The following is a 15,994-nucleotide window of genomic DNA, read 5'->3' as shown; positions in this document are numbered from 1 at the left end:
TGAGGGATTGATATGAAGCTTCAACAACTGCGCTACATCTGGGAAGTGGCGCACCACGACCTCAACGTTTCCGCTACCGCTCAAAGCCTGTACACCTCGCAACCGGGCATCAGTAAGCAGATCCGCCTGCTGGAAGACGAGCTGGGCGTCGAAGTCTTCGCCCGCAGCGGCAAGCACCTGACCCGCGTCACCCCGGCCGGCGAGCGCATCATCACCACCGCTGGCGAGATCCTGCGCAAAGTCGAAAGCATCAAGCAGATTGCCCAGGAATTCTCCAACGAGAAAAAGGGCACCCTGTCGATCGCCACCACCCACACCCAGGCGCGTTATGCGCTGCCGCCGGTGATCAGCAATTTCATCAAGCAATACCCGGACGTGGCCCTGCACATGCATCAGGGCTCGCCGATGCAGATCGCCGAAATGGCCGCTGACGGCACCGTCGATTTCGCCATTGCCACTGAAGCGCTGGAGCTGTTCGGCGATCTGGTGATGATGCCGTGCTACCGCTGGAACCGCTGCGTGGTCGTACCCCATGGCCACCCGCTGACCAAGCTGCCGAAGCTGACTCTCGAAGCGCTGGCCGAACACCCGATTGTTACTTACGTGTTCGGTTTCACCGGCCGTTCCAAGCTCGACGAAGCCTTCAGCCATCGTGGCCTGACGCCGAAAGTGGTGTTCACCGCTGCTGACGCCGACGTGATCAAAACCTACGTGCGTCTGGGGCTGGGCGTAGGCATCGTGGCTAAAATGGCCGTCGATACCAAACTCGATAACGACCTGGTGGTGCTGGATGCCAGCGAGCTGTTCGAGTCGAGCATCACCAAGATCGGTTTCCGTCGTGGCACCTTCCTGCGTGGCTTCATGTGCGACTTCATCGAGAAATTCGCCCCGCACCTGACCCGCGAAGTCATGGCCAAGGCCATTCAGTGCCACAACAAGCAAGAGCTCGAAGAGCTGTTCGACGGCGTCGAACTGCCCGTTCACTAAGCACCCGCTTCAGAGCACCTCGGTGACAGCAAATTGTTGCCGGGTGCCCGCCACCAGAATCTCCACCTCATCGCCCGCGAACTTGCCCAGCAGACTTTTGCCCAGCGGCGAGCGTGGGGTGATGACGGTGATCGGCTGACCCACCACGTCGACTTTCAGCCCCGCCGCATCCGGCGCCAGAAACAGCCATTGCTCGCGACCCTTTTCGTCCTCCAGTGCCGAGCAGGGCGCCGACTTCAATGCCGCGATTTTCATCGTAGGCACGCAACGTCAGGTTCTGACATAGCGCCAGTGACTGGCGGATTTCCTCAACCCGCTTCGCCTGACCCGCCGCCAGATATGACGCTTCCAGCCCCAGCGTGTCGTACTTGTTTTCGGCGATGTTTTCTTCGTGGGTCGCGGTTTCGTAAGCGGTTTGCGCAGCGCGTTCGGCGATGTCGAGGTCGATGCGCAGCTTGTCGAGAATCAACTGGTGGACGCTGTGTTTGTTCATGATCAATCGCAGAATTGCAAAACGTTGGCGCGGCTCTTTTCGGTCGGCGCGGTCTGGTCCTGCTGCAGCCAGAACTGGCATTTCGGGTTCGACGCATTGCGCGAATTGGCGCGCGCCTGATCCAGTCGGGTCTGCTGTTCATTCTTGCGCAGGTTTTCTTCGTACTGTTGGAACAGCGGCGTTGGCGGCGGTGCGACGTCCGGCTGTGGCTCGACTGCAACTGGCGGATTGGCCAATTGCTGCACCGCTTGAGCCACCGGGGCCAATTGCTCGGGAAAGATGAAGCGCGATAGCAGCCAGCAGGTCAGCGCAATCGCCAGGAACCCCAGCCACAGGCCCAGCGCAATGCTGCCGGTCAGATGCAGCGCGCTAAGCTGAACAGGCAAGGGACGACGCGGATTCGGACGGTAGGGCATGGCGGCCTCCTGGCGGATGGTTGCGGGCAAGCGGCGATTGTCGCACGAAGATTAATCGCCGTCGGCTCTTCTGCGCGAGCGCATTTATGCGGACAATCGAGGTTTTTTGCCAACGGGAGAACGGCATGCCTGAAGCGAAACCCCGCTGGGACATTTTCTGCACCGTGGTCGATAACTTCGGTGACATCGGCGTGACCTGGCGCCTGGCCCGGCAACTGGTGGCCGAACATGCCTTGCCGGTGCGCCTGTGGGTGGATGATCTGCGCGCGTTCGAGCGCCTCTGTCCTGAGATCGATATCGATCTAGCGCAGCAGTGGCAGCAGGGCGTCGAGGTGCGTCAGTGGCCGAGCGAATGGCTGCACGCCGAGGCAGCCGACGTAGTCATCGCCGCCTTCGCCTGTCAGTTGCCCACTGATTACATGGACAGCATGGCTGCGCGGGAAACGCCGCCGCTGTGGCTCAACCTCGATTATCTCAGCGCCGAAGACTGGGTCACCGGCTGCCATGGCTTGCCGTCGGTGAAATACAAATCGGTGCAGAAGTTCTTCTTCTTTCCGGGCTTCAAGCCGGGCACCGGTGGCCTGCTGCGCGAATGCGGACTGCTCGAACAGCGTCGGCAGTTTCAGAAGGATCGGCCGGCTCAGCAACATTTCCTGCAAGACCTGGGTATTGATCCCGCGCCCGATGCGCAACTGATCTCGCTGTTTGCTTATGAAAATGCCGGGTTGGCCAGTTGGCTGGATGTGCTGGCGGCCGACGCACTGGCGACTCACCTGCTGGTGCCGGAAGGGCGGATTCTCGGCGATGTGGCGCGCTGGCTGAATGTGGAAACCCTGACGGTCGGCGCGATTCATGTGCGCGAGTCCCTGACCGTGCAAGTGCTGCCGTTCGTCCGTCAGGATCAATACGACCACCTGCTCTGGTGTTGCGATTTCAACGCGGTGCGCGGTGAAGACTCATTCGTGCGCGCGCAATGGGCGGGGCGGCCGATGCTCTGGCACATCTATCAGCAGGACGATGACATCCATCTGGACAAGCTCGACGCTTTCCTCGCGCTCTACACTCACGGCCTTTCCCCCGCTGCGGCGCAGGCGATGAACGGTCTGTGGCGAGCGTGGAGCGCCGGGCAACCGATCGGCGAGCACTGGCTGGCGGTGCGAAGTCATCGGCCGGAACTCGAGAAAAATGCCGAGGCATGGTGTCTGGAACAGGCCTTGCAGGCGGATCTTGCCACGGCGCTGGTACAGTTTTATGTAAATTGGATATGATACGCGGCCTAGATTTTTGTAAATCCCATCCAAATTCGGATATTCGCAATGAAAACTGGTAAAGAACTCAAACCCGGTACCGTGATCCGTATCGACAACGATCCTTGGCTGGTTCAGAAAGCTGAATTCACCAAGTCGGGCCGTAACAGCGCGATCATGAAGACCAAGCTGAAGAACCTGCTGACCGGTTACAAGACCGAAACCGTTTACGGTGCGGACGACAAACTGGACGACGTGATCCTGGATCGTAAAGAAGCCACCCTGTCGTTCATCAGCGGTGACACCTACACGTTCATGGACACCACTGACTACACCATGTACGAGCTGAACGCCGAAGACATCGAAAGCGTTCTGCCTTTCGTTGAAGAAGGCATGACCGACGTTTGCGAAGCCGTGTTCTTCGAAGAGCGTCTGGTTTCCGTAGAGCTGCCGACCACCATCGTGCGTCAGGTTGACTACACCGAAGGCTCCGCTCGCGGTGACACTTCCGGCAAGGTGATGAAGCCTGCCAAACTGAAGAACGGTACCGAGCTGTCGGTTGCCGACTTCATCGAAATCGGCGACATGATCGAGATCGATACCCGCGAAGGCGGTTCCTACAAAGGCCGTGCGAAATAAGCACTGCTTTTTGCGGAAAGAAAAAACCCGACCATTGAGTCGGGTTTTTTTGTGCCTGCGCTTTGAGTTTCACACCTGTCCCATGTGGGAGCGAGCCTGCTCGCGAATGCGGTGTGTCATTCAATGAAGCGCTGTCTGACGGGACGCTTTCGCGAGCAGGCTCGCTCCCACAATGGGACTGTGGTTATTTCAAGTGTTGCTTCAGTTCTTCAGACGCCTGCAACATCGCCGACCGCACCGCCGGTACCTGGCTGACCACGTTGAGCAAACCGTAATCGTGAATCATGCCGTTGTAGCGCACCGACGTAACCGGTACTCCGGCTTCATCGAGTTTGCGTGCGTAAGCTTCACCTTCATCACGCAGCACGTCGGCGCTGGCAGTCTGCACCAGTGCAGGTGGCAGACCTTTGAGTTGCGCGGTGGTGGCGCGCAGCGGTGAAGCGTAGATCTCGTTACGCTGTTTGGCGTCGGTGGTGTAGTTGTCCCAGAACCACTTCATCATGTTGCGGGTGAGGAAGTGCCCTTCGGCGTACTGGTTGTACGAACCGGTGTCGAAGTTGGCATCGGTCACCGGCCACAGCAGTACCTGGAATTTGATCGCCGGGGTGCCCTTGTCCTTGGCCATCAGTGCAACCACTGCGGCCATGTTGCCGCCGACGCTGTTGCCGGCCACGGCCAGGCGCTTGCCATCGACGTTGATCTCTTTGCCGTGTTCCGCCACCCATTTGGTCGCAGCGTAGGCCTGGTTGATCGCCACCGGGTAATGCGCTTCCGGCGAAGGGGTGTAATTGACGAACACCGCCGCCGCACCCGAACCGACCACCAGATCGCGCACCAGACGTTCGTGAGTCGGGAAGTCCCCCAGCACCCAGCCGCCGCCGTGGAAGAACATGAACACCGGCAGCTCACCCTTGACCCCGGCCGGCCGGACGATGGTCAGGCTCAGCGGTTGACCATCGACCTGGATGGTCTTCTCGCTGACATCGGCTTTGGGCAACGTCAACTTGACCCCGGACTGCGCGCCGACCAGCACGGCGCGGGCATCCTTGGGCGACAGCTGCTCGATCGGCTTGCCGCTGCCTGAGTTCAGCGCATCGAGAAATGCCTGGGTGTTGTGTTCGACATCACCGGCGAAAGCGCTGTGTACCGACAGGGCGAGAAGGGTGCCGGTCAAGACTTTGCTGAAAGTGTTCATGTTCAATTTCCTTGTTCGGGCCGGAGACTTGAGTGATTACACGGTTACGTGCAGACGCACATCGACGTTGCCACGGGTGGCGTTGGAGTACGGGCAGACCTGGTGAGCGGCGTCGACCAGCGACTGCGCATCGGCTTGTTCCAGGCCCGGCAGGCTGATGTGCAAATCGATGTCCAGACCGAAACCGCCAGGGATCTGGCCGATGCCGACATGGGCGGTGATCGACGCGTCGTCGGGAATCTTGCGCTTGGTCTGGCTGGCGACGAATTTCAGTGCGCCGATGAAGCAGGCCGAGTAACCGGCAGCAAACAGTTGCTCAGGGTTGGTCGCCGCACCGCCAGCACCGCCAAGTTCTTTCGGAGTGGCCAGTTTGACGTCCAGTACGTTGTCGCTGGAGATCGCACGACCGTCACGGCCGCCAGTGGAAGTTGCGATTGCGGTGTAGAGAGTTTGCATGGTGTGAGCCTCATGGGTTGTGGTTTTGTGCGCTAATTGTTTGCGCGCTAAGTAGGTGTGAAGAGAATGTATAGCGCTAATGTTTAGTGCGCAAGATAAATTTTTAACAAAAAGCACGTTTTGCTCAAGGGCATAGCGTGGCAGGGACCGGTAAGGCTTGATTTAGAGCGCTTGCCGAGGGAATTCAGGCGGGAAAAATATTTTTGTTGGCGCTGAAATCAGTGTGGGAGCGAGCCTGCTCGCGAAGGCGTCGTGTCAGCCGACACACGTTTTGACTGATCAATTGCCTTCGCGAGCAGGCTCGCTCCCACAGGGGAATGTAGCGGGGCTTAATTCAGGCTGTCTTGCAGATGTCCGCGCAGCGCTTGCAGCTCGGCCTGCAATTTCTGCAGACGTTCAAGGGTGAAGCCACTGGCGCCGAGAATGCACTGTGGCACGGTCTGCGCCTTGTCGCGCAAGGCTCGGCCCGCTGCGGTCAGTTCGACAATCACCACCCGCTCATCTTCGCGACTGCGGGTGCGGCTGAGCAGGCCTTCGGCTTCCAGACGCTTGAGCAATGGCGTCAGCGATCCCGGATCGGTCAGCAGGCGTGCGCTGATTTCTCCGACAGTCAGACCGTCCTTCTCCCACAGCACCATCATCGCCAGATATTGCGGATAGGTCAGGCCCAGCGCCTGCAACAGCGGCTTGTAGACCTTGGTCATCATCAGCGAGGTCGAGTGCAGGGCGAAGCACGCCTGATTGTCGAGCAGAAGGTCGTCGCAGTTGTCGCGTTCGGAAGTCATGTCAAAGCCTTGATCGTTGATCGTTTTTTAATCTAGCGCTCGAATCTTTAAGGCGCCAGATAAATATGTCCGGCCTCAGTGCCGGGCGAATTGCCGTTGCAACGCCAGATCCCACGGCGGCACCGGACTGAAGCGGGTTTTCAGATATTCCAGCAATAACCGACTGCGCGAATGGACCTGCTGTTCCATGCGCAGCGCGTAAATGCCGGTGGACTCCGGCGGAGGGAGGCCATTTTCGCAGAACAGTGGCACCAGTTCGCCACGCAGCAGGTATTCGCTGGCCAGCCAGGTCGGCAAGTGTGCGACGCCCAGACCCGCCGCCGCGCCACACGCCAGAGCTTCGGCATTGTTTGCGCTCAGACGTACGCGCGATGGCCGGTGCAATTGCATTTGCCCGTCCACTTCGAATTTCCAGGCAAACGGCGGCGCAAGGCCTTCCCAGTCGAGCCCGTCGTGTTCACTCAACTGCGCCGGATGCTCGGGCACACCACGCTGCTTGAGATAGTCAGGGCTGGCACAGGCGACGCGGACCATGCTCGCCAATGGCGTGGCGACCAGGCGCGAGTCAGCCAACTGGCCGGTACGCAGCACCAGATCGACCTTGCCCAGGCTGCTGCCGGCCATGTCGCTGAAGCTGTCGATCAGGTGCATCTGCACATCGAGTCCCGGATACAGCAGGAGAAAATCGGCAATTACCGGCGCCAGATGTCGCCGCCCGAAAGCTGCTGGCGCATCGATGCGGATCAGGCCTTCCGGTGCGCTGCTCAACGACACCGCTTCGGCACGTGCCAGTTGCAACTCGGCGATGATCCGTCGCGCCCGTTCGGCGAAGGCCAGACCGGCCGAAGTCGGCAGCACGGCATGGGTGCTGCGTACGAACAGCTGACTGCCGACGGCACTTTCCAGGCTGTCGATGCGCCGGGCTACGGCGGAAGGTGTCAGCGGATGGCGGCGCGAAGCGGCAGAAAAGCTGCCACTCTCCAGCACATCGAGAAACAGGCCGAGTTGATCGGTCAATTGGTTGGGATTCATGGAAATCACGCTTGTGCAAAATCGGCATAGCCATTGTGCGTTGCTATGCGTTTCCCCGCTAGGCGCGAGTGCGTAGCATTGGCCGCCTGTCGTTAGAGGATTACCGTTGTGATGGATTTTCTGTTGTACCTGCTGTTCGGCGCCGCCCTTGGCACATTGGGCGGGATCTTTGGCATTGGCGGTGGCTTGATTGCGATCCCGTTGCTTGGCGTGTGGTTTGGGCTTGATCAGCAGATCGCCCAAGGCACGGCGCTGGTGATGGTGGTACCGAACGTGATGCTGGCGCTGTGGCGTTATCACCAGCGCAATCGCATCGAATTGCGCCATGCGCTGCCGCTGGCGGTGATGGGTTTCTGCTTTGCCTGGCTCGGCTCGATCTGGGCGGTGGGCATCGATGCGCAGACCATGCGCATCGGCTTTGTCGCCTTTCTGGTGGCGCTGTCGGCCTACAACCTGTTGAAGATGTTCGGCCCGCGCCCAGCGCCGACTGCCGAGATGCGCTATTCGTGGCCTTGGCTGGGCGTGCTCGGCGCCGCCTCGGGGACCATGGGCGGTCTGTTCGGCGTCGGCGGCGCGGTGGTGGCGACGCCGGTGCTGACCAGCCTGTTCGGCACCAGCCAAGTGGTCGCTCAGGGCTTGTCGCTGGCGCTGGCCCTGCCGAGCACTGGTGTAACCCTGGTGACCTACGCCGTGCACCATGAAGTCGACTGGATGATCGGTCTGCCTCTGGCGGTCGGTGGTCTGCTCAGCATCAGTTGGGGCGTGAAAGTTGCCCACGCCATGCCGGAAAAAATTCTGCGTGGGCTGTTTTGCGGCTTCCTCGTGCTGTGTGCGGTGATGCTCGCGTTTAAAGTTTGAAGCCCTCGACAATGTGCTCGGCCAGGCACTCGGTGATCGGCGACGGGTTGTTAAGATTGCGGATCAGCATGATGCTCGCCTCGGGCAGCAGCGGCAGGTCTTCGGCGGCGCCAAGGATGCGCATGTCCGGGGTGATCAGGCTTTCCAGTTGCGCGGTGATCGCCAGCCCTGCGCTGACCACGGCCATCAGCGCCGACAGGCTGCTGCTGTTGTAGGCGATGCGGTAATCGCGGCCCATCGCGTCCAGCGCATTGCACGCCCACAGGCGGCAGAAACAATCACTGTTGAACATCGCCAGGGGCAGCGGCGTCTGTTCGTGGGCGCTGAAGTTCTGCGCCTCGGCCCAGACAAAGCGCTCCTTGCGCAGCAACTGGCCGATCTCGTTGCCCGGCTCACGGGTGACGATCGACAAGTCCAGATCGGTGCGTTGCAACAACTGCTTGCTCGACTCGCAATGCACCTCGATCTGGATCAGCGGATAGAACTGCGCGAATCGCGACAGGATTCCCGGCAGAAAACGCATCACGTAATCATCCGGCGTACCGATGCGAACGGTGCCGACCATGTGCGGCTCGCGCAGGGTGTTGAACACCTCACTGTGCAGTTTGAGGATGCGCCGTGCATAACCGAGCAGCACCTGGCCTTCGGCCGTCAGGCGCACCTGGCGTCCATCGCGCTCGAACAGCTGGCGCTGCAATACGTCTTCTTCCAGGCGTTTCATCTGCATGCTCACCGCCGACTGGGTGCGGTTGACCATCTCGCCGGCACGGGTGAAACCGCCCTGATCGGCAATGGCGACGAAGGTGCGCAGGACATCGGTATCGATACTGGGGTAGGCGGACAATTGATGAATCTCCGTGATGCATGCCATCAGAAACATTCGTTGGATTGATCTTAGCGCTGGCGCGAGACTTGAGCCATCCACAGAAGGAGGCAATACGATGAAAGGTCAAAGAGAGTATGCAAGCCAAGAACAGCTGTCCGGCCATGGCCATATCGTGTCCGATCTGCTGCACAAATTCAGCCGTTGGTATGAGCTGCATCGCGAACGGGAAATGCTCGCCGGTCTGAGCGATGAGGCACTGAAGGACATCGGCATCAGCCGCGCCGATGTCGAGCATGAAACCGTGCGGCCGTTCTGGGACGACCCGATGCATAAATGATGAGGCTATCGCTACACAAACCCCTTTCAGGTGAGGTAGGTTGCGAGCAGACATGGAGGAATAAATGCCCGCGACAGTGTCCTTTTCCCTCAAACAGGCACGACGTCTGGCGCTGGCTGCCCAAGGGTTCAACGGGCGCCAGCCGCCGAACGTCAATGCCAGTCATCTGAACCGGCTGATCGAACGGCTGGGCCTGCTGCAAATCGATTCCGTCAATGCCGTGGTGCGCTCGCACTACCTGCCGCTGTTTTCCCGTCTCGGTTGCTATTCATCTGACTTGCTCGACCAGGCTGCCTGGAGTTCGGGCCGTCGGCGCACGCTGTTCGAATACTGGGGCCATGAAGCGTCGCTGTTGCCGTTGTCGATGTACCCGTTGCTGGGCTGGCGCATGCAACGCGCCAAGCGTGGCGAAGACATCTATCAGCAACTGGCAAAGTTTGGTCGCGAACAGCAGGAAACCATCCGCCGTGTGCTGACTGCGGTAGAGGAGCGGGGTGCGCTTGGCGCCGGCAGTCTGTCGACCCGCGAAGACAAGGCCGGGCCATGGTGGGACTGGAGTGCCGAGAAACATGCGCTGGAATGGTTGTTCGCCGCCGGTGAGGTCACAGTGGCGGGGCGACGCGGTTTCGAGCGCTTGTACGATTTGCCCGAGCGGGTGATTCCTGCTGCGATCCTGCAACAGCCCACGCCGGACGAGGCCGAGGCGCAACGCGGTTTGCTCTTGCATGCGGCGCAAGCATTGGGCGTTGGTACGGAAAAAGACCTGCGTGATTACTTTCGCCTGAACCCTGCGGATGCGCGGCGGCGTCTGGCTGAGTTGGTTGAAGCTGGTCAATTGCAGATGTGTGAAGTCGCCGACTGGCGGCAGATCGCCTATTGCCTGCCGGAGCCCAAAGTGCCGCGCAAGGTCATTGCCAGTGCGCTGCTGTCGCCGTTCGATTCGCTGATCTGGGAGCGCAGCCGCACCGAGCGTTTGTTCGATTTCCGCTATCGCCTGGAAATCTACACACCGCAGCCCAAGCGGGTTTACGGCTATTACGTGCTGCCGTTTTTGCACAACGAGCGGATCGCCGCGCGGGTTGATCTGCGCGCCGAACGGGCGGCAGGGCAGTTGGCGGTGCATGCGGTGCATGAGGAAGAATCGGGACTGGACGAGGAGGGCATGCTGGCGCTGGCGCTGAATTTGCGGCGGATGGCGGGTTGGCTGGGTTTGGCGCGGGTGCAGTTGAATTGTCAGCGCGAGAGTGCGGGGCGGTTGCGGGTGGCATTGGCGCGGATTGAGGTTGCCTGAGCCGGCCCTTTCGCGAGCAGGCTCGCTCCCACAGGGAAACGCATTGCAAATGTGGGAGCGAGCCTGCTCGCGAATTGGGGCTACTCGGTCTAGCGGCGGACTTGCTTCAGGGTCTCGGCAATCAAAAACGCCAATTCCAGCGACTGATCGGCATTCATCCGTGGATCGCAGTGGGTGTGATAACGGTCGGACAAGCCATCCTCGGTAATCGGTCGGGCGCCGCCGATGCACTCGGTGACATTCTGCCCGGTCATCTCGATATGAATGCCGCCGGCATAACTGCCTTCCGCTTCGTGCACCTGGAAAAACTGCTTCACCTCGCCAAGGATCTGCGCGAAGTCACGGGTCTTGTAGCCGCTGCTGGCCTTGATGGTGTTACCGTGCATCGGGTCGGAGCTCCACAGCACTTGCTTGCCTTCGCGCTGGACCGCGCGGATCAGTGCCGGTAGATGATCGCCGACCTTGTTCGCACCCATCCGCGCGATCAGGTTCAAACGCCCCGGATCGTTGTCCGGGTTGAGCACGTCGATCAGGCGGATAAGATCATCGGGGTCCATGCTCGGTCCGACCTTGACGCCGATCGGGTTGTTCACCCCGCGCAGGAATTCAACGTGCGCGCCGTCGAGCTGACGCGTGCGGTCGCCGATCCACAGCATGTGCGCCGAGCAATCGTAGTAATCGTTGGTCAGGCTGTCGCGGCGTACGAAGGCTTCTTCGTAATTCAGCAGCAGCGCTTCGTGGGCAGTGAAAAAACTGGTTTCGCGCAGTTGCGGCGAGCTGTCCATGCCGCAGGCGCGCATGAATGCGAGGGTTTCATCGATGCGGTCTGCGAGGTGGCTGTACTTCTCGGCCAGCGCCGAGTTGGCGATGAAATCCAGGTTCCACTTGTGCACTTGGTGCAAGTCGGCGAAACCGCCCTGGGCGAAAGCGCGCAACAGGTTCAGGGTCGCTGTGGACTGATGATAGGACTGCAGCAAACGCTCAGGATCCGGCACGCGGCTCTTTTCGTCGAAGCCGATGCCGTTGACGATGTCGCCACGGTAAGCCGGCAGGGTCACGCCGCCGAGGGTTTCGTCGTTGGCCGAACGCGGCTTGGCGAACTGACCCGCCATGCGCCCGACCTTGACCACTGGGCAACCGGCAGCGAAGGTCATGACGATCGCCATCTGCAGCAACACTTTGAAGGTGTCGCGAATCTTCGCTGCGGAGAATTCAGCGAAGCTTTCCGCGCAATCGCCGCCCTGCAACAGAAACGCGCGACCCTGGGTAACTTCGGCGAACTGGCGGCGCAGCTCGCGCGCTTCGCCGGCGAACACCAGCGGCGGATAGCTGGCCAGGGTTTGCTCGACCTGGCGCAGGTGCGCGGCGTCGGGGTATTGCGGTTGTTGCTGGATCGGCAGGGCGCGCCAGCTGTCAGGGCTCCACGGTTGGCTCATCACGGTCTCGAAGTTCGTACGCAGGGAAGCGCCATGTTAGCAGCAATTAGTGCGTGACCTGCTCCCGCCCCATCGCCGACAATCGCCGCTTTGCCACGGCGCCACAGCGGTGCCATCGCGTCACCGCGCCCGGTGACCATCAGGAGACGAAATGACTGAGGAGCGCGTCGAGCATCTGCTCGCCGAGGTACAGGATGAGTTCGGCGTGATTCGCGTGCTGGAAGTGGCCGATTACCGCTTTCTCGAGTTCGGCGATGCGATCGAGCAGAGCTGCGTGTTCACAGCCGACCCGAGCTGGCTGGAGTACGACTACACCCGCGCGATGCTGATCGGTGCGCTGTGCCACGAGCAGCCGGAGAGCGCGCTGTTTCTCGGTTTGGGTGCGGGCACACTGACCCAGGCTTGCCTGAAGTTTCTGCCGCTCGAAGACGTCGAGGCCATCGAACTGCGCCCGGACGTGCCGCGGCTGGCCATCGAATATCTTGGCCTGGATGATGATCCGCGTTTGTACATCCGCGTCGGCGATGCGCTTGAACTGCTGCCGACTGCCGAGCCGGCGGATCTGATTTTCGTCGACCTCTATACCGATGTCGGCCCCGGGGTCGGGCATCTGGCCTGGAGTTTTCTCGGCGATTGTCAGAAGCGCCTGAATCCGGGCGGCTGGCTGGTGATCAACCAGTGGGCCACCGACGATGGCAAGCCACTGGGCGCGGCATTGTTGCGCGGCCTCTATCACCGGCATTACTGGGAATTGCCGGTGAAGGAGGGCAACGTGATTCTGATTATCCCGGCGGATCTCGATCAGGCGCTGGACATGCAGGCGCTGACCCAACGAGCCGAAGCGCTGGCGCCGCAGTTGGGGTACTCGTTGCAGTCGTTGATCAACGCGATTCGCCCGGCGACCTGAGCCGGCAGTACCGCCCCTTCGCGAGCAGGCTCGCTCCCACATTTGAAATGCGTTCGACCTGTGGGAGCGAGCCTGCTCGCGAAAAGGCCCTGACAGGCAGCAGATTCTTCACACCCCTTTGAAAATCCCTGGCCGCCGCTCCACCAGCGATCTCACCCCCTCCCGGGCATCTTCAGTGGCGAGCAACTTCTTCACCAGCGCCGGTAACGCCTGCGCCGCCGCTGTCTCCCCCTCATAACGCGCCTGTCGCGCTGACATCAAGGTCGCCTGCACGCCCAGCGGCGCCTGCCGGGCAATCCGTTCGGCCAGCTCGATCGCGCGGGGCAGCAAGTCTTCACTGGCCATCACTTCCTGGACCAAGCCCAGATGCAACGCATCGTGTGCATCAAACTCGTCGCCAGTGAGCAACCAGCGCATCGCATTGCCCCAGCCGGCAATCTGCTGGAAACGCAAAGTCGCCCCGCCAAACGGAAAAATCCCACGCTGCACTTCCATCTGCGCGAAGCGGGTATTGCTCGCGCACAGATTGATGTCCGCCGCCAGCATCAGCTCGATGCCGATAGTCAGGCAGTAACCCTGCGCGGCGACAATCACCGGCTTGCTTACCCGTGGTCCGACGAAAACGCCCCGGGATCGCACCCGCCTGTCGGAACCTGCCAGCCTTCGGCCAGAGCCGCGCTGGCATTGACCAGATCAAGCCCGGCGGTGAAGTGCTCGCCGTGGCCGAACACCACGGCGACCCGCGCTTCGCGGTCGGCTTCGAACTCGCCGTAGGCCGGGCTCAGGTCGTTGAGCAGGTCGATATCGAAAGCGTTGCGCTTGGCCGCCCGATCGAGGCCGATCAAGTGCACATGACCACGACGTTCTCGGCTGACGCGGCCGGCGCAGGGCTGATTCATGGCTAAATCCTCAAGCGGGAAGGGCGGATGCGCGGCGCTTTGCCGCAGGTCGGTGAACCGTTTAAGCGTCATCGCCCGCAGGGCCGGGCCTTTGCAAAATAGACCGTTGCGCGATTATCCGCAAAACCCCGTTACACGGCGGTGACACACGGATAGGGGCCACAAAAAAAGCTCCCTTTTCGGGCGAAATCCGGTATAGTGCGCGCCGGCCTTTAACCGGGCCGCGTTTAGGTAGCGCATTTCCCGAAGTCAGCTTCGGCTGCACGTCCGCATTGCGGGCTCTTCCTTGACGATTCATCTTCATTCATTCGTTTTCGCAAATCCCCGCCGACAAAGCTGCCAGGGCGACTCTTGAGTCTCAACACGGCATGCGCAGCTTTGGAGCATGGGTCTTTGCGGATGCACTTAGAGGCAGACCCATGACCCAGGAAACCGGCGGATTCGCCGCTTTTAATCTCAACCCGAATATTCTTGCAGCCGTCGCAGCGACTGGCTACGAAGAGCCTTCGGCGATTCAGCAGCAATCGATCCCGATCATCATGGCCGGCCAGGACATGATTGGCCAGGCGCAAACCGGTACCGGTAAAACCGCCGCGTTCGCACTGCCTATTCTGCACCGCATCGATCCTGCCAAGCGCGAACCGCAAGCCCTGATCCTGGCGCCAACCCGAGAGTTGGCGCTGCAAGTAGCAACCGCTTTTGAAACCTACGCCAAGCAAATGCCAGGCGTCACCGTCGTGGCTGTCTACGGCGGCGCGCCGATGGGCCCGCAACTCAAGGCAATCCGTAATGGCGCACAGATTGTTGTCGCTACTCCGGGTCGTCTGTGCGACCACCTGCGTCGCGACGAGAAAGTCCTGTCGACCGTGAACCATCTGGTTCTCGACGAAGCTGACGAAATGTTGAAGCTGGGCTTTATGGATGACCTGGAAGTTATCTTCAAGGCTCTGCCATCGACCCGCCAGACCGTGCTGTTCTCGGCGACCCTGCCGCAGTCGATCCGCGCCATTGCCGAACGCCACCTGCGCGATCCGCAACACGTCAAGATCCAGACCAAGACCCAGACCGTTACCGCGATCGAACAGGCTCACCTGTTGGTTCACGCTGACCAGAAAACCTCGGCCGTGCTCAGTCTGCTGGAAGTCGAAGACTTCGACGCCCTGATCATGTTCGTGCGCACCAAGCAAGCCACTCTGGACCTGGCCAGCGCCCTCGACGCCAAAGGCTACAAAGCCGCCGCGTTGAACGGTGACATCGCCCAGAACCAGCGTGAGCGCGTCATCGACTCGCTGAAAGATGGCCGTCTGGACATCGTTGTTGCGACCGACGTTGCTGCCCGTGGTCTGGACGTTCCGCGCATCACTCACGTGTTCAACGTCGACATGCCGTACGATCCGGAATCCTACGTGCACCGTATCGGCCGTACCGGCCGTGCCGGTCGCGAAGGTCGTGCACTGCTGCTGGTGACTCCACGTGAGCGCCGCATGCTGCAAGTGATCGAGCGCGTAACCGGTCAGAAAGTTGCCGAAGTACGCCTGCCAGACGCTCAAGCCGTTCTCGATGCTCGCATCAAGAAACTGACCAACAGCCTTTCGCCGCTGGTTGCTGATGCCGAATCGACTCACGGTGAGCTGCTCGACCGCCTGACCGCCGACATCGGTTGCACCCCGCGTGCTCTGGCTGCTGCGCTGCTGCGCAAAGCCACCAATGGTCAAGCGCTGAACCTGGCCGCAATCGAGAAGGAACGTCCACTGGTGCCGAACAACGCACCGCGTGGCGACCGTCCTGAGCGTTCCGGTGATCGTCCGGATCGTGGTGACCGCGAGCGTCGCGCGCCAATGCCTTTGGGCGAAGGCCGTGCTCGTTGCCGTACCGCGCTGGGTGCGCGTGACGGTATCGCTGCGAAAAACCTGCTGGGCGCCATCCTCAACGAAGGCGGTCTGGCCCGTGAAGCGATCGGTCGCATCCAGGTGCGTGACAGCTTCAGCCTCGTCGAGCTGCCGGAAGAAGGTCTGGAAAAACTCCTGACCAAACTGAAGGACACTCGCGTGGCCGGTAAGCAGCTCAAGCTGCGTCGCTACCGCGAAGATTGATCCGCCCTCGGGCTGATTGATCGAACATAAAAAAATCCCCGACTGGTTCGGGGATTTTTTTTGCCTGCTCATCGGGCGACACAACACCTTGTGGGAG

15 protein-coding genes and 2 pseudogenes are annotated in these 15,994 nt (G+C 60.8%); 8 read left to right on the top strand and 9 right to left on the bottom strand.

Annotation, left to right across the window (positions count from 1 at the left end; all coding sequences use genetic code 11):
• Nucleotides 1–12 precede the first annotated feature (12 nt).
• A complete protein-coding gene (cysB, locus tag AB4O12_RS13190) occupies nt 13–987 on the top strand; it encodes an HTH-type transcriptional regulator CysB (protein WP_423662694.1) in 975 nt (324 codons plus the stop codon).
• A gap of 9 nt (nt 988–996) precedes the next feature.
• Here the strand turns inward: cysB and AB4O12_RS13185 are convergent.
• Together AB4O12_RS13185 and AB4O12_RS13180 are read right to left on the bottom strand one after the other, a co-directional pair.
• Nucleotides 997–1,480: pseudogene (locus tag AB4O12_RS13185) on the bottom strand (GreA/GreB family elongation factor).
• Nucleotides 1,481–1,482: 2 nt separating this feature from the next.
• Nucleotides 1,483–1,896 carry a hypothetical protein gene (locus AB4O12_RS13180; protein ID WP_460062291.1) on the bottom strand — a complete coding sequence of 138 codons (414 nt, stop codon included), beginning with the start codon at nt 1,894–1,896 and terminating at the stop codon, nt 1,483–1,485.
• A gap of 125 nt (nt 1,897–2,021) precedes the next feature.
• On the opposite strand from AB4O12_RS13180, the gene earP reads away from it, so the two are divergent.
• Entirely contained in the window at nt 2,022–3,164 is a 1,143-nt protein-coding gene (gene earP, locus AB4O12_RS13175; protein WP_460062289.1) for an elongation factor P maturation arginine rhamnosyltransferase EarP, read from the top strand.
• A gap of 48 nt (nt 3,165–3,212) precedes the next feature.
• The gene (locus tag AB4O12_RS13170) at nt 3,213–3,782 is read left to right on the top strand and encodes an elongation factor P (RefSeq protein ID WP_003226785.1); all 570 of its coding nucleotides are present in this window, start codon (nt 3,213–3,215) and stop codon (nt 3,780–3,782) included.
• Nucleotides 3,783–3,966: 184 nt separating this feature from the next.
• On the opposite strand, the gene AB4O12_RS13165 is transcribed toward AB4O12_RS13170, so the two are convergent.
• The 4 genes from AB4O12_RS13165 to AB4O12_RS13150 all read right to left on the bottom strand — a co-directional run bounded on the left by AB4O12_RS13165 (nt 3,967) and on the right by AB4O12_RS13150 (nt 7,250).
• Nucleotides 3,967–4,977: an alpha/beta hydrolase gene (locus AB4O12_RS13165; RefSeq protein ID WP_024013773.1), complete on the bottom strand. Its 1,011-nt coding sequence runs from the start codon at nt 4,975–4,977 to the stop codon at nt 3,967–3,969.
• A 36-nt stretch (nt 4,978–5,013) separates the two neighbouring features.
• A complete protein-coding gene (locus AB4O12_RS13160) occupies nt 5,014–5,433 on the bottom strand; it encodes an organic hydroperoxide resistance protein (protein WP_007940002.1) in 420 nt (139 codons plus the stop codon).
• Between the two features lie 329 nt (nt 5,434–5,762).
• Nucleotides 5,763–6,218 (bottom strand): MarR family winged helix-turn-helix transcriptional regulator, encoded by a 456-nt coding sequence (locus AB4O12_RS13155; RefSeq protein ID WP_042607887.1) that lies wholly within the window; start codon nt 6,216–6,218, stop codon nt 5,763–5,765.
• Nucleotides 6,219–6,293: 75 nt separating this feature from the next.
• Nucleotides 6,294–7,250 carry a LysR family transcriptional regulator gene (locus tag AB4O12_RS13150; RefSeq protein WP_016770867.1) on the bottom strand — a complete coding sequence of 319 codons (957 nt, stop codon included), beginning with the start codon at nt 7,248–7,250 and terminating at the stop codon, nt 6,294–6,296.
• Between the two features lie 111 nt (nt 7,251–7,361).
• Here AB4O12_RS13150 and AB4O12_RS13145 point away from each other — a divergent pair, with 111 nt between their 5' ends.
• Nucleotides 7,362–8,108: a sulfite exporter TauE/SafE family protein gene (locus AB4O12_RS13145; RefSeq protein ID WP_221264894.1), complete on the top strand. Its 747-nt coding sequence runs from the start codon at nt 7,362–7,364 to the stop codon at nt 8,106–8,108.
• Here the strand turns inward: AB4O12_RS13145 and AB4O12_RS13140 are convergent.
• The gene (locus tag AB4O12_RS13140) at nt 8,098–8,952 is read right to left on the bottom strand and encodes a LysR substrate-binding domain-containing protein (protein ID WP_172667885.1); all 855 of its coding nucleotides are present in this window, start codon (nt 8,950–8,952) and stop codon (nt 8,098–8,100) included. The genes AB4O12_RS13145 and AB4O12_RS13140 overlap by 11 nt on opposite strands.
• A gap of 97 nt (nt 8,953–9,049) precedes the next feature.
• Between AB4O12_RS13140 and AB4O12_RS13135 the strand changes: the two genes are divergently transcribed.
• Together AB4O12_RS13135 and AB4O12_RS13130 are read left to right on the top strand one after the other, a co-directional pair.
• A complete protein-coding gene (locus tag AB4O12_RS13135) occupies nt 9,050–9,271 on the top strand; it encodes a DUF1127 domain-containing protein (protein WP_016770864.1) in 222 nt (73 codons plus the stop codon).
• 64 nt (nt 9,272–9,335) lie between these two features.
• Nucleotides 9,336–10,562, top strand: a complete 1,227-nt coding sequence (locus AB4O12_RS13130) for a winged helix-turn-helix domain-containing protein (protein WP_460062282.1) — start codon at nt 9,336–9,338, stop codon at nt 10,560–10,562.
• A gap of 89 nt (nt 10,563–10,651) precedes the next feature.
• Here AB4O12_RS13130 and AB4O12_RS13125 read toward each other — a convergent pair whose 3' ends face one another.
• The gene (locus tag AB4O12_RS13125) at nt 10,652–11,998 is read right to left on the bottom strand and encodes a class II 3-deoxy-7-phosphoheptulonate synthase (protein ID WP_252878647.1); all 1,347 of its coding nucleotides are present in this window, start codon (nt 11,996–11,998) and stop codon (nt 10,652–10,654) included.
• 151 nt (nt 11,999–12,149) lie between these two features.
• Between AB4O12_RS13125 and AB4O12_RS13120 the strand changes: the two genes are divergently transcribed.
• The gene (locus AB4O12_RS13120; RefSeq protein WP_056788491.1) at nt 12,150–12,905 is read left to right on the top strand and encodes a spermidine synthase; all 756 of its coding nucleotides are present in this window, start codon (nt 12,150–12,152) and stop codon (nt 12,903–12,905) included.
• A 108-nt stretch (nt 12,906–13,013) separates the two neighbouring features.
• Here AB4O12_RS13120 and AB4O12_RS13115 read toward each other — a convergent pair.
• A pseudogene (locus AB4O12_RS13115) lies at nt 13,014–13,804 on the bottom strand (crotonase/enoyl-CoA hydratase family protein).
• A 419-nt stretch (nt 13,805–14,223) separates the two neighbouring features.
• Between AB4O12_RS13115 and AB4O12_RS13110 the strand changes: the two are divergent.
• A complete protein-coding gene (locus AB4O12_RS13110) occupies nt 14,224–15,897 on the top strand; it encodes a DEAD/DEAH box helicase (protein ID WP_016770859.1) in 1,674 nt (557 codons plus the stop codon).
• The last annotated feature ends 97 nt before the right edge of the window (nt 15,898–15,994 follow it).

This window comes from Pseudomonas sp. S2_A05 (assembly GCF_054668485.1).
Note: the sequence above shows the minus strand (reverse complement) of the source record. Positions and strands in the feature narration are given on the sequence as shown.

Bases quoted from the DNA above. Each gene is read 5' to 3' on its own strand.
- AB4O12_RS13155 (WP_042607887.1), bottom strand. From the start codon at position 6,218: ATGACTTCCGAACGCGACAACTGCGACGACCTTCTGCTCGACAATCAG.
- AB4O12_RS13135 (WP_016770864.1), top strand. From the start codon at position 9,050: ATGAAAGGTCAAAGAGAGTATGCAAGCCAAGAACAGCTGTCCGGCCAT.
- AB4O12_RS13165 (WP_024013773.1), bottom strand. From the start codon at position 4,977: ATGAACACTTTCAGCAAAGTCTTGACCGGCACCCTTCTCGCCCTGTCG.
- AB4O12_RS13145 (WP_221264894.1), top strand. From the start codon at position 7,362: ATGGATTTTCTGTTGTACCTGCTGTTCGGCGCCGCCCTTGGCACATTG.
- AB4O12_RS13180 (WP_460062291.1), bottom strand. From the start codon at position 1,896: ATGCCCTACCGTCCGAATCCGCGTCGTCCCTTGCCTGTTCAGCTTAGC.
- earP (WP_460062289.1), top strand. From the start codon at position 2,022: ATGCCTGAAGCGAAACCCCGCTGGGACATTTTCTGCACCGTGGTCGAT.
- AB4O12_RS13110 (WP_016770859.1), top strand. From the start codon at position 14,224: ATGACCCAGGAAACCGGCGGATTCGCCGCTTTTAATCTCAACCCGAAT.
- cysB (WP_423662694.1), top strand. From the start codon at position 13: ATGAAGCTTCAACAACTGCGCTACATCTGGGAAGTGGCGCACCACGAC.
- AB4O12_RS13160 (WP_007940002.1), bottom strand. From the start codon at position 5,433: ATGCAAACTCTCTACACCGCAATCGCAACTTCCACTGGCGGCCGTGAC.
- AB4O12_RS13120 (WP_056788491.1), top strand. From the start codon at position 12,150: ATGACTGAGGAGCGCGTCGAGCATCTGCTCGCCGAGGTACAGGATGAG.
- AB4O12_RS13130 (WP_460062282.1), top strand. From the start codon at position 9,336: ATGCCCGCGACAGTGTCCTTTTCCCTCAAACAGGCACGACGTCTGGCG.
- AB4O12_RS13150 (WP_016770867.1), bottom strand. From the start codon at position 7,250: ATGAATCCCAACCAATTGACCGATCAACTCGGCCTGTTTCTCGATGTG.
- AB4O12_RS13125 (WP_252878647.1), bottom strand. From the start codon at position 11,998: ATGAGCCAACCGTGGAGCCCTGACAGCTGGCGCGCCCTGCCGATCCAG.
- AB4O12_RS13170 (WP_003226785.1), top strand. From the start codon at position 3,213: ATGAAAACTGGTAAAGAACTCAAACCCGGTACCGTGATCCGTATCGAC.